11 protein-coding genes are annotated in these 11,171 nt (G+C 72.7%); 9 read left to right on the top strand and 2 right to left on the bottom strand.

Annotated features, from left to right (window positions below; all coding sequences use genetic code 11):
* Nucleotides 1–333: 333 nt before the first annotated feature.
* The 4 genes from ACFVX6_RS26420 to ACFVX6_RS26405 all read left to right on the top strand — a co-directional run bounded on the left by ACFVX6_RS26420 (nt 334) and on the right by ACFVX6_RS26405 (nt 3,945).
* Nucleotides 334–1,482 (top strand): ArsA family ATPase, encoded by a 1,149-nt coding sequence (locus ACFVX6_RS26420; RefSeq protein ID WP_389695442.1) that lies wholly within the window; start codon nt 334–336, stop codon nt 1,480–1,482.
* Between the two features lie 94 nt (nt 1,483–1,576).
* A complete protein-coding gene (locus tag ACFVX6_RS26415) occupies nt 1,577–2,107 on the top strand; it encodes a DUF5304 domain-containing protein (RefSeq protein ID WP_389695440.1) in 531 nt (176 codons plus the stop codon).
* A 61-nt stretch (nt 2,108–2,168) separates the two neighbouring features.
* The gene (locus ACFVX6_RS26410; RefSeq protein ID WP_389695438.1) at nt 2,169–3,110 is read left to right on the top strand and encodes an ROK family glucokinase; all 942 of its coding nucleotides are present in this window, start codon (nt 2,169–2,171) and stop codon (nt 3,108–3,110) included.
* A gap of 79 nt (nt 3,111–3,189) precedes the next feature.
* A complete protein-coding gene (locus ACFVX6_RS26405; protein ID WP_389695436.1) occupies nt 3,190–3,945 on the top strand; it encodes an endonuclease/exonuclease/phosphatase family protein in 756 nt (251 codons plus the stop codon).
* 563 nt (nt 3,946–4,508) lie between these two features.
* Here ACFVX6_RS26405 and ACFVX6_RS26400 read toward each other — a convergent pair.
* Together ACFVX6_RS26400 and ACFVX6_RS26395 are read right to left on the bottom strand one after the other, a co-directional pair.
* A complete protein-coding gene (locus ACFVX6_RS26400) occupies nt 4,509–5,108 on the bottom strand; it encodes a hypothetical protein (protein ID WP_389695434.1) in 600 nt (199 codons plus the stop codon).
* Nucleotides 5,101–5,880, bottom strand: coding sequence for an alpha/beta hydrolase (locus ACFVX6_RS26395; protein WP_389695432.1), 780 nt, complete (start codon nt 5,878–5,880; stop codon nt 5,101–5,103). Before ACFVX6_RS26395 ends, ACFVX6_RS26400 begins: the two co-directional genes overlap by 8 nt.
* Nucleotides 5,881–6,043: 163 nt before the next feature.
* On the opposite strand from ACFVX6_RS26395, the gene ACFVX6_RS26390 reads away from it, so the two are divergent.
* From ACFVX6_RS26390 to ACFVX6_RS26370, 5 genes are all read left to right on the top strand, one after another.
* Nucleotides 6,044–6,817, top strand: a complete 774-nt coding sequence (locus ACFVX6_RS26390) for a lysophospholipid acyltransferase family protein (protein WP_389695448.1) — start codon at nt 6,044–6,046, stop codon at nt 6,815–6,817.
* A 38-nt stretch (nt 6,818–6,855) separates the two neighbouring features.
* A complete protein-coding gene (gene macS / locus ACFVX6_RS26385) occupies nt 6,856–8,064 on the top strand; it encodes a MacS family sensor histidine kinase (RefSeq protein WP_389695430.1) in 1,209 nt (402 codons plus the stop codon).
* An 86-nt stretch (nt 8,065–8,150) separates the two neighbouring features.
* Nucleotides 8,151–8,795 (top strand): response regulator transcription factor, encoded by a 645-nt coding sequence (locus ACFVX6_RS26380; RefSeq protein WP_250743819.1) that lies wholly within the window; start codon nt 8,151–8,153, stop codon nt 8,793–8,795.
* 172 nt (nt 8,796–8,967) lie between these two features.
* Nucleotides 8,968–9,996 (top strand): 6-phosphofructokinase, encoded by a 1,029-nt coding sequence (locus ACFVX6_RS26375; protein WP_389695428.1) that lies wholly within the window; start codon nt 8,968–8,970, stop codon nt 9,994–9,996.
* Between the two features lie 105 nt (nt 9,997–10,101).
* A complete protein-coding gene (locus tag ACFVX6_RS26370) occupies nt 10,102–11,103 on the top strand; it encodes a 2-hydroxyacid dehydrogenase (protein ID WP_389695426.1) in 1,002 nt (333 codons plus the stop codon).
* Nucleotides 11,104–11,171 lie beyond the last annotated feature (68 nt).

Here is an 11,171-nt window from a genome sequence, read left to right as displayed (position 1 = left end):
CTGGGGCGGAGCCCCAGGTTCTTTCCGGGTCCGGGCAGCGCCCGGGGAACGGTGGAAGGGCGGGTAGGGGACTTTGCCCCGCGCAGCGGCGAGGGTCGCTGCGGGGACTTTGCCCCGCGCAGCGGCGAGGGGTGCTGCGGGGACTTCGCCCCGCGCAGCGGTACCCCGCAGCCTGGGCTGCGCGCGTGGCTGCCCGGCGTCGGCCGGAGGGCCAGGGCGGAGGCCCTGGGGGCCGGGGGCCCGACGGGCTTCGGGGGCGTGGCAGGCTGGCGGTGGCCGCCATCAGCCCCACCGGGGATGCGGGGGCCAGGCACACGCGGAGCTAGGAGCAGCATGCACACCCTTCTCGTCACCGGCCCCGGCGGCGCCGGGCGGAGTACCGTCGCGGCGGCCACCGCACTCGCCGCCGCCCGGCAGGGCCACCGGGTGCACCTGCTCTCCGCCGGCCCCACCGACCCGCCGGTCGCCCCGGAAGGCACGCTCAGGGTGACCCGCGTCGACTCCGGCGAGGAGTTCCGCCACGAGCTCGTCGCGCTCCAGGAGCGCGGCTCCGCAGTGCTCGGGATGCTCGGCGCACGCCCCCTGCACACCGACGAGATCACCGAGCTGCCCGGCGCCGAGCAGTTCGCCCTGCTCCGCGCCCTGCGACGGGCCGCGTACGAGCCCGGCACCGACCTCGTGGTGGTCGACCTGCCCCCGCTGCACCAGGCGATCACCACCCTCGCCCTCCCCGCCCAGCTCCGCCGCTACCTCGCCCGGCTGCTCCCCGCGGAGCGCCGGGCGGCCCGCGCCCTGCGCCCCGTACTGGCCCAGCTCGCCGGTGTGCCCATGCCCGCGCAGTGGCTGTACGAGGCCGCCGCCCGCTGGGACGAGGACCTGGCGGCCGTGCAGGACGTCCTGGAGGCCCCCACCACCTCCGTACGCCTCGTCGCCGAGCCGGGACCCGCCGCCGACGCCGCGCTGCGCCTGGGCGGGCTGGGGCTCGCCCTGTACCGGCTGCCCGTCTCCGCGCTGGTGGCCAACCGGATGCTGCCCGCCGGATCCACCGACCCGTGGCTGGCGGGACTCGCCGCCCAGCAGGAGAAGTACGCCGCCCAGTGGGCCGGTGACGAGAGCCTCCCGGTGCTCCCCGTACCCCACCTGGGCCGGGACCCGCACGGTCCGGAGGACCTGGCGGAGCTGGCCCCGGCCCCCGCACCGGCGACCGCGCCCCGCCCCGCCTGGACCGTCGAGGACCGGATCGCCGAGGACGGGGTGCTGCTCTGGCGGGTCCCGCTGCCCCGCGCCGAGAAGCGCGAGCTCGGGCTGGTGCGGCGCGGAGACGAGCTGCTGCTCACGGTGGGCCCGTACCGCAGGATCGTTCCGCTGCCGGCGGCGCTGCGCCGCTGCACCGTCTCCGGCGCCGCCCTCGCCGACGACGAGCTCCGCATCCGCTTCACCCCGGACCCGGACCTGTGGCCCCGTAGCGGCGAGAAGGCGTAGCCGGCGGCCTGGGTGGCGTACCGCCGTTCGGGTAACGTCGGAGGTAGTAGGAGTCCGTACCGCACGCCCAGCCGCCGCCGCAGGAGAGTCCGCCATGAGCGAGGCCACCGACCGCCCCACCGATCCCTCCTCCGGGGACGACGCCTGGGCCGAGGCCTGTGCCGAGGACCTCGCCGCCGAGCGGGAACGCCGCAGGTCCGAGCAGGGTGCCTCCGCGGGCGCCGGCACCGGGACCGCCGCCGAGGAGCTGTTCAAGCTCTTCGAGGCCGTCGCCGACAAGGTGTCCGACAAGGTCTCCGCGCTGAACAACCCGCTGTTCGGCGTCGCCGCGCAGGGGGCCGTACGGCAGTTCGTCAACCAGGCGAAGACCGCCGCCAAACCCGTGGTCGAGCGCAATCCCGAGGTCTTCGACCACCTCGCGGCTGCGGGCTCGGAGCTGCTCGCCGCCTACCGTTCCGCGGTCGAGGGCCACGAACGCCGCTGGACGCGCGACGAGCCGGCCCCCGGGCGGGGGAGCGGGCCCGCCGGCCCCGCAGAAAACACCGCCGGAAACGCGACCGGGAACGCGAAGGACCCCCGTGACGAGGGCGACGACGGCCCGACCGAGCGGATCGATCTCGACTGAACCCCGCCCTCCCTCGGGTACGGTTGACAGCGGCGGGGTTTGACCGGAAACCGAGGGACTAATGGGACTCACCATCGGCGTCGACATCGGCGGCACGAAGATCGCGGCCGGCGTGGTCGACGAAGACGGCACCATCCTTGAGACGTACAAGGTGCCCACCCCGCCGACCCCGGGCGGAGTGACGGACGCGATCTGCGCCGCCGTCTCCGAGGTCAGCGCCAGCCACACCATCGACGCGGTCGGCATCGGCGCCGCCGGATACGTCGACGACAAGCGCGCGACCGTGCTCTTCGCGCCGAACATCAACTGGCGGCACGAGCCGCTCAAGGACAAGGTCGAGCAGCGCATCGGCCTGCCCGTGGTCGTCGAGAACGACGCCAACTGCGCCGCCTGGGGCGAGTACCGCTTCGGCGCCGGCCAGGGCCACGAGGACGTCATCTGCATCACGCTCGGCACGGGCCTGGGCGGCGGCATCATCATCGGCAACAAGCTCCGGCGCGGACGCTTCGGCGTGGCCGCCGAGTTCGGCCACATCCGCGTCGTCCCCGACGGCCTGCTGTGCGGCTGCGGAAGCCAGGGCTGCTGGGAGCAGTACGCCTCCGGGCGCGCGCTCGTCCGGTACGCCAAGCAGCGCGCCAACGCCACCCCCGAGAACGCGAAGGCCCTCCTCGCGCTCGGCGACGGCACCCCCGACGGCATCGAGGGCAAGCACATCAGCGAGGCGGCCCGCGCCGGCGACCTGGTGGCCATCGACTCCTTCCGCGAGCTGGCCCGTTGGGCGGGCGCCGGCCTTGCGGACCTGGCCTCACTCTTCGACCCCTCGGCGTTCATCGTCGGCGGCGGCGTCTCGGACGAGGGCGACCTGGTCCTCGACCCGATCCGCAAGTCCTTCAAGCGCTGGCTGATCGGCGGCGCGTGGCGCCCGCACGCGCAGGTGCTCGCCGCCCAGCTGGGCGGCAAGGCCGGCCTGGTCGGCGCGGCGGACCTGGCCCGCCAGGGCTGAGCCCAGCGGCAACACGTATCGGCGGACTGCCCGCCGCGCCCCCTGGGGTGCGGCGGGCAGTCTCGTTATGTTGCGGGGTATGGACCTCACCGAGCTGCCGAACTCCCGTACCGAAGCCGACGGTTCCGCCGTGATCCGGGTGCTCTCCTACAACGTCCGCTCCCTGCGCGACGACGAGGACGCACTGGCCAGGGTGATCCGCGCGTGCGCGCCCGACCTGGTGTGCGTCCAGGAGGCGCCGAGGTTCTTCCGGTGGCGCAAGCACGCGGCGCGGCTGGCCTCGAAATGTGACCTGGTGGTCCTGTCGGGGGGCGCGACGGCGGCGGGACCGCTGCTCCTGTGTTCCCTACGGGCCTTCGTGGAGCGGACCGAGGACATACTGCTGCCGTTGACGCCGGGCCGCCACCGGCGGGGCTTCGCCACGGCCGTCGTACGGGTGGGTGGGGTTCGGGTCGGGGTGCTCAGCGCGCACCTGTCCCTGGACGGGCCCGAACGGTTGGCCCAGTCGGAGCTGCTGCTGGAGCGGCTCGCGGGGATGGACGTGCCGTACGCGATCGCGGCGGGGGACATCAACGAGGGCCCGTCCGGGCCCGCCTTTCGCCGGCTGGCGGGCGCCCTGCAGGACTGCCGGGCGGTGGCGCCGTGGGGTGGGGAGCACACGTGGGTGCGGTCTTCGCCGCCGCGGCGGATCGATGCGGTCTTCGCGAGCGCGGGGGTGGAGGTCCTCGCCTGCGGTGTCCCTTCGGGGCTGCCCGGAGTCACCCCCGCGGACCTCGCCCGCGCAACGGACCACCTCCCGGTCCTGGCCACCCTCCGGCTCCCCGTCCCTTTTTAACGCGCCGCTCGCACCACTCGGCCCTGGCGGGCCTCCTGGGCTTCGCGCCGCTGCGCCGGACTCCGTCCGGCGGTGGCCCGGTCGGTGTGCCCGCCACTGCCGTCTCGACGCGGGGCCCGGTGGGCAGGTGCGACTGCGTTGGCCCTGCGGGGCGGGGTCCCCTACCCACCCTTCGCCCGTTCCCCGGGCTCGGCCCGGACCCGTTGCTGTGTGCGGCGCCGTTCCGGGGGGCCGGCCCCCGGACCCCCGCGCCTCAAACGCCGGCGGGGCTGGATGTGGTCGGCGCTGGGTCTTTTCAGCCGTCCGGCGTTTGAGGACCAGGGTCTGGGGCGGAGCCCCAGGGTCCTTACGGGTCCGGGGCAGCGCCCGGGGACCGGTGGAAGGGCGGGTAGGGGACCCCGCCCTGCAGGGCCGAGCCACCCGCACGCGCCCACCGGGCCCCATGCCGGGACGGCAGTGGCACACCACCGACCAGCCCCCGCCGGACGGAGTCCGGCGCAGCGGCGCGAAGCCGGTAAGGCCCGCCAGGGCCGCACCACCGCGCGAGCGGCGCGTCGAGAAGGTCAGACCACCGCGCCCCGACCGGGGTCGTCGTCCTCGTCCTCGTCCGTGGACATCCGCGCGACCAGCGTCGCGAAGCCGCCCAGGAAGCCGCCGACGCCCAGCGTCGTCAGCCACCAGGTCATCTCCCACTGGAGCAGCACCGCCAGGAGCAGCAGGACCGGTCCGCCCACCACCGCCAGCCAGGCGAACTTCGACGTCGCGTCCGCCTCCGGCAGCTCCGGCTCCGGGGGGACGAAGTGCCCCTCGTCCTTCGCGGTCTCGGGGGACTCGTCCGGGTCGGCCAGGGAGTGGTCCCGCGGACCCGGCCCGGTCGCCCCGCCCGCACCCACGCCCGGGGCGAACACCACCGAGCTGCCCAGAGCCGCCGCCGGCGGTTCCGGCGAGGCCGGGCTCGCCGGCGAGGCCGGGTCGGCCGGGGGCACAGGGCCGGCCACCGGTTTCACGTCCTCCTCCGGCAGGAGGAGGTTCTCGATCGGCCGGAACGGTCTCGCGCCCGGCGGATCCGCCGGCTCCTGGCCGTAGCCGGCGACGATCGCCGCCCACGCCGCTTCCTCGTCCAGCGGGGGGACACCCCCGGAGGACTCCTCGTGCTCAGCCACCGCTGGCCGCCCCCTCCCTGCCCAAGCTCTCCGACAGCCGCCCGATGAACGCGTAGCTGTCCGCGAAGATCCGCTCCGCGTCATGGTCCAACGTCGCGACGTGGTAACTCTGTTCCAACAGCGTTTCGGTGACGTCCGTGGAGGACACCCGCGCCAGGATCCGCGTCGAGTCCGTCGGCCGCACCACATGGTCCTGCGGGCTGTGCAGCAGCAGCAGCGGCTGCGTCACCTGCGGCAGTTCGGTGTCCAGCATCTGCAGGAACTTCCGCAGCGAGTGCGCGGCCCGGGTCGAGACCCGGTCGTAGCCGACCTCGTCCGCGCCCGGCTTGGCGATGTCGCTCGCGATGCCCGGGGTCGACCGGATGAAGTGCTTGACCACCGGCAGGGCCACGGCCAGCGGGTCATGGATCTTGTTGACCGGGTTGACGAGGACGATCCCGCTGATGCTGTCCCCGTGCTTCGCCGCCAGGCGCAGCGTCAGCGCGCCGCCCATCGACAGCCCGAAGACGAACACCTGGTCGCAGCTGTCGAGCAGCTCCCGCAGCGCGCGGTCCACCTCGGCGTACCAGTCCTGCCAGCCGGTGAGCTGCATGTCCTGCCAGCGCGTCCCGTGCCCGGGGAGCAGGGGCAGCGACACCGTCAGTCCCTGCGCGGCCAGATGGTCGGCCCAGGGCCGCATCGACTGGGGGGAACCGGTGAAGCCGTGGCAGAGGAGGACGCCGACCTTTCCGCCCTCGTGGCGGAACGGCTCGGCTCCAGGGAGGACGGGCACCAGGGTCTCCTTAGAGGGGGGCGTGGGGTGCGTAGCGCTGTGTGACTTCACCGTACGCGACGGGGGTGGCACCGACCAGGGTCGTCTGACGGCTCCGGGTGCGGCCACGGGATATGGTCTGTTCGACAGACACAGGAAGGCTTTCGAGTTGATCTACGGCGCAATGAAGTTCTCGATCGGCGGTTCCCTGAAGCTCGCCTTCAGGCCGTGGGTGGAGGGCCTCGAGAACATTCCCGCAGAGGGGCCGGCGATCCTCGCGAGCAACCACCTGTCCTTCTCCGACTCCTTCTTCCTCCCGGCCGTGCTGGACCGGAAGGTGACCTTCATCGCGAAGGCGGAGTACTTCACCTCCCCGGGCGTCAAGGGCAAGCTGACGGCCGCCTTCTTCAAGGGCGTCGGCCAGCTCCCGGTGGACCGTTCGGGTGCGCGTGGGGCCGGCGAGGCCGCCATCAAGAGCGGCATCGACGTCATCGAGCGCGGAGAGCTGTTCGGTATTTACCCCGAGGGGACGCGTTCACCCGACGGCCGCCTGTACCGCGGAAAGCCCGGCGGTCTGGCCCGGGTGGCGCTGGCCACCGGCGCGCCCGTGATCCCCGTCGCGATGATCGACACGGAGAAGATCCAGCCGCCCGGCAAGGTGGTGCCCAAGCTGATGCGCCCGGGCATCCGGATCGGCAAGCCGCTGGACTTCAGCCGCTACCACGGCATGGACGGGGACCGCTTCATCCTCCGCTCGGTGACCGACGAGGTCATGTACGAGATCATGAAGCTCTCCGGCCAGGAGTACGTCGACATCTACGCGACGGCCGCCAAGCGGCAGATCGCCGATGCGGAGAAGGCCGCCGCCAGGAGCGAGAAGGCCGAGAAGGCAGAAAGCACCGAGAAGGCCGGGAGCGCCGAGAAGGCCGAACCGGCCGCCGCGGACACCGACAAGTAGCAGCACACGGGCGGGACCGCCCGTACGGGGTGGGGGAGATGGCGAAGCGCGAGCGCGTCGTACGCATGTCGGTCGAGCAGCCGCTGTGGCGTGCCCTGACGGCCTACCGGCTGCTCACCATGGTCTACGCGGCCCTGCTGTTCGCCTCCGCCTACAAGCAGTTCGACCGCCCCTGGATCGCGGCCTCCTACCTCGCCTGCCTGGCGGGCTGGACCCTGGTCACGCTCCCCAAGGTGGCCAACGCCGCCAGCTGCACCAAGCGGTTCCTCGGCGCCGACCTCACCGTCGCCTGCGTCGGGATCCTGCTCACCCCGCTCGCGGACACCCAGGCGCGGATCGTGGACGGCGGCCCCACCCTCCCCTCCATATGGACCGCGGGCTCCGTCCTCGCCTTCGCCATCAAGGGCGGCTGGCGCTGGGCCTGTTTCGCCTCCAGCTTCGTCGCCGCCGCGAACCTCGTGCAGCGCGGCGAGCCCACCCGGGACACCCTGCACAACGTGCTCCTGGTGTGGGTGGCCTCCATCGCCATCGGCTACGTCGTCGAGGTGGCCCGGGCCAGTGAGGCCACCCTCGCCCGCGCCCTGGAGATCGAGGCCGCCACTCGGGAGCGCGAACGCCTCGCCCGCGACATCCACGACGGGGTCCTCCAGGTCCTCGCCATGGTCCAGCGGCGCGGCACCGAACTGGGCGGGGAGGCCGCCGAGCTGGGCCGGATGGCGGGGGAGCAGGAGGTCGCGCTGCGCACCCTGGTCTCCAGCGGACTGGCGCGCCCCTCGCGGATCTCCCGCGACGAGGCGCACGGCGCGATCGTGGCCGCCTTCGAGGTGGAGGAACCCGGCGAGGAGGAGGGCGAGCTCGATCTACGGGCCCTGCTCGCCCCGCACGCGGGCTCGCGGGTGAGCTTCGCGGAACCGGGCACCCCGGTGCCGTTGCCGGTGCCCGCCGCGAGGGAGCTGGCCGCGGCCGTCGGTGCCGCCCTCGACAACGTGCGCAAGCACGCGGGCGAGAGGGCCAGCGCCTGGATCCTGGTCGAGGACTGGGGCGACGAGGTGATCGTGACCGTCCGGGACGACGGTCCGGGCATCCCGGCCGGCCGGCTCGACCAGGCCGAGGGCGAGGGCCGGATGGGAGTGGCCCTGTCCATCCGGGGCCGGCTCCGCGACCTCGGCGGCAGCGCCGAGCTGGTGTCCGTCCCGGGGCAGGGCACCGAAGTGGAACTGAAAGTACCGAGGGGGAGCACCCAGTGAACGAGTCGAGCGGGCAGAGCGGGCAGAGCGGGCCGAGCGGGCATGGCGAGCAGGGCGGGCAGAACGGCCTGGGCGGCATCAAGGTCATGGTCGTGGACGACCATCCGATGTGGCGGGACGCGGTCGCCCGCGACCTGGCAGCCGCCGGCTTCGACCTGGTGGCCACCGCGGGCGACGGACCCGAGGCCGTCCGCCGGGCCCGCGCGGCGGCCCCGCACGTCCTGGTCCTCGACCTCAACCTGCCCGGCATGCCCGGGGTGCAGGTCTGCAAGGAGCTGGTCGGCGCCAACCCGGCGCTGCGGGTCCTCGTGCTCTCCGCGAGCGGCGAGCACGCCGACGTCCTGGAAGCGGTGAAGTCCGGCGCGACCGGCTACCTGCTGAAGTCCGCGGGCGCCCAGGAGCTCATCGACGCCGTGCGCCGCACGGCGGCAGGCGACCCCGTCTTCACCCCGGGCCTGGCCGGCCTGGTCCTCGGCGAGTACCGGCGCCTCGCCACCGACCCGGCGCCGGCCGCTTCCGACGAGCCGAAGGCCCCGCAGCTCACCGACCGGGAGACCGAGGTGCTGCGGCTGGTGGCCAAGGGGCTCTCGTACAAGCAGATCGCGGAACGGCTGGTCATCTCCCACCGCACCGTGCAGAACCACGTGCAGAACACCCTGGGCAAGCTCCAGTTGCACAACCGGGTGGAGCTCGTCCGGTACGCGATAGAGCGGGGCCTCGACGACGCGTGAGGCGCGCACGGGCCGGGGCCGCCCCTCGTACGAGTGAACGGGCGTATGCAACGCCCCGCAATTCCCCCGGAATTGACCCTTCCTCAGGCCTTGCTGTGACCTGAGTCACCACTAGCGTGACCGTCATGCGGGCCCCGCGGCCTCAGCGGGCCCTGTGGCGAAGGGAAATTCCATGAAGGTCGGAGTGCTGACGGGCGGCGGCGACTGCCCCGGGCTCAACGCGGTGATCCGCAGCGTCGTGCGCAAGGGCGTCCAGGAGTACGCGTACGAGTTCATCGGGTTCAAGGACGGCTGGCGCGGTGCGGTCGAAGGCCGCACCGTCCCGCTCGACATCCCCGCCGTCCGCGGGATCCTGCCGCGCGGCGGAACCATCCTCGGCTCCTCGCGCACCAACCCGTTCAAGCTGGACGACGGCGTCCGCCAGATCAAGGAGAACCTCGCCAAGTACGAGGTCGACGCCCTCGTCGCGATCGGCGGCGAGGACACCTTGGGCGTGGCCGCGAAGCTCTACGAGGAGTACGGCATCCCCTGCGTCGGGGTCCCGAAGACCATCGACAACGACCTGTCGGCCACCGACTACACCTTCGGCTTCGACACCGCCGTCGGCATCGCCACCGAGGCCATCGACCGGCTGCACACCACCGCCGAATCGCACATGCGGGTGCTGGTCGTCGAGGTGATGGGCCGGCACGCCGGCTGGATCGCCCTGCACTCGGGGCTCGCGGGCGGCGCCAACGTCATCCTCATCCCGGAGCAGCGCTTCGACGTGGACCAGGTCTGCGCCTGGGTGAACTCGCGGTTCAAGGCGAGCTACGCGCCGATCGTGTGCGTCGCCGAGGGGGCGATGCCCAAGGACGGCGACATGGTGCTGAAGGACGCGACGAAGGACTCCTTCGGGCACGTCCGGCTGTCCGGTGTGGGCGAGTGGCTGGCCAAGGAGATCGAGGCGCGGACCGGCAAGGAGGCCCGTACGACCGTACTCGGACACGTCCAGCGGGGCGGCACCCCGAGCGCGTTCGACCGGTGGCTGGCCACCCGCTTCGGGCTGCACGCGATCGACGCGGTGCGCGACGGGGACTTCGGGAAGATGGTCGCGCTGAAGGGGACGGACATCGTGCGGGTGCCGATCTCCGAGGCGACGGCGAAGCTGAAGACGGTGGACCCGGCGCTGTACAAGGAGGCCGGAGTGTTCTTCGGCTGAGTTCGCCGCCGAGTTCTCGGCTGGGCCGCAGGGCGGGTCGGGACCGTGGGTCGTAAGGTGACAAACGACCCATGGTCCGATTCTTTGCGCAGTACGGGAGCGAACGTGGAAATCCTGGCATTCGGGGTTCAGGGGGACGAGAAGCCGCTCATCGAGAAGGCTTTCGCCGGCCTGCACGAGGTGCGCTGCCTGGACGTCTTCCTCAGCGAGGACACCGCCCCCATCGCGGCCGGCTACGAGATCGTCTCGTCGAGCGTCAACGCGGACCTGAACGGCCGGGTGCTGCGCACCCTGGCGGCGGGCGGGACGAAGATGATCGCCCAGCGCTCCACCGGCTTCAACAACATCGACCTGGACGTCGCGCGTCAGCTCGGCCTGACGGTCAGCCGGGTCTCGTACTACTCCCCGTACTCGGTGGCCGAGTTCGCGTGGACCCTGGCCATGGCGGTGAACCGGCGGATCGTCCGGGCCTCGAACCGCACGCGGGACTTCGACTTCCGGCTCAACGGCCTGATGGGCCGCGACATGCGCGGTCGCACGGTGGGGGTGCTCGGCACCGGCAAGATCGGGGAGGCGTTCACCCGGATCGCCCACGGCTTCGGCATGAACCTGCTGGGCTGGGACGTGGCGCAGAACCCGGCGTGCGTGGAGCTGGGCATGAAGTACGTGGACAAGGAGGAGCTGTTCGCGTCCTCGGACCTGATCAGCCTGCACGTTCCGCTGCTGGAGTCCACGCACCACATCATCGGCGCCGAGGCGCTCAAGCTGATGAAGGACGACGCCCTCCTGGTGAACTCCAGCCGCGGAGGCCTGATCGACACGGACGCGCTGGTCACGGAGCTGCGGTCGGGCCGCTTCGCGGGGGTGGGCCTGGACGTGTACGAGGCGGAGGCCGGCCTCTTCTTCCTGGACAAGTCCCTGGTGGTCGTCGAGGACGACACCCTGGCGCGGCTGATCACCTTCCCGAACGTGGTCGTCACCTCGCACCAGGCCTACTACACGCACGACGCGGTGGGCCAGATCATCGACACCACGGTCGCCAACGTCGCGGACTACCTGGCGGGCCGCCGCTCGGAGAACACCCTGAGCCCCGCCGACCCTTCCTGACGTCGGCGGGGCGGGGAAGCGGCTAGGGCCTGTCGTCAAACTCCGGTCGTCGCCCGAGGCAGACGGGA

The sequence above is a fragment of the Streptomyces sp. NPDC058289 genome (genome assembly GCF_042880975.1).
GTDB classification, from domain to species: Bacteria; Actinomycetota; Actinomycetes; order Streptomycetales; family Streptomycetaceae; genus Streptomyces; species Streptomyces stoeckheimensis.
Note: the sequence above shows the minus strand (reverse complement) of the source record. Positions and strands in the feature narration are given on the sequence as shown.

Coding starts and splice junctions, on each gene's coding strand:
- ACFVX6_RS26420 (WP_389695442.1), top strand. CDS start 334: ATGCACACCCTTCTCGTCACCGGCCCCGGCGGCGCCGGGCGGAGTACC.
- ACFVX6_RS26415 (WP_389695440.1), top strand. CDS start 1,577: ATGAGCGAGGCCACCGACCGCCCCACCGATCCCTCCTCCGGGGACGAC.
- ACFVX6_RS26410 (WP_389695438.1), top strand. CDS start 2,169: ATGGGACTCACCATCGGCGTCGACATCGGCGGCACGAAGATCGCGGCC.
- ACFVX6_RS26405 (WP_389695436.1), top strand. CDS start 3,190: ATGGACCTCACCGAGCTGCCGAACTCCCGTACCGAAGCCGACGGTTCC.
- ACFVX6_RS26390 (WP_389695448.1), top strand. CDS start 6,044: ATGAAGTTCTCGATCGGCGGTTCCCTGAAGCTCGCCTTCAGGCCGTGG.
- macS (WP_389695430.1), top strand. CDS start 6,856: ATGGCGAAGCGCGAGCGCGTCGTACGCATGTCGGTCGAGCAGCCGCTG.
- ACFVX6_RS26380 (WP_250743819.1), top strand. CDS start 8,151: ATGGTCGTGGACGACCATCCGATGTGGCGGGACGCGGTCGCCCGCGAC.
- ACFVX6_RS26375 (WP_389695428.1), top strand. CDS start 8,968: ATGAAGGTCGGAGTGCTGACGGGCGGCGGCGACTGCCCCGGGCTCAAC.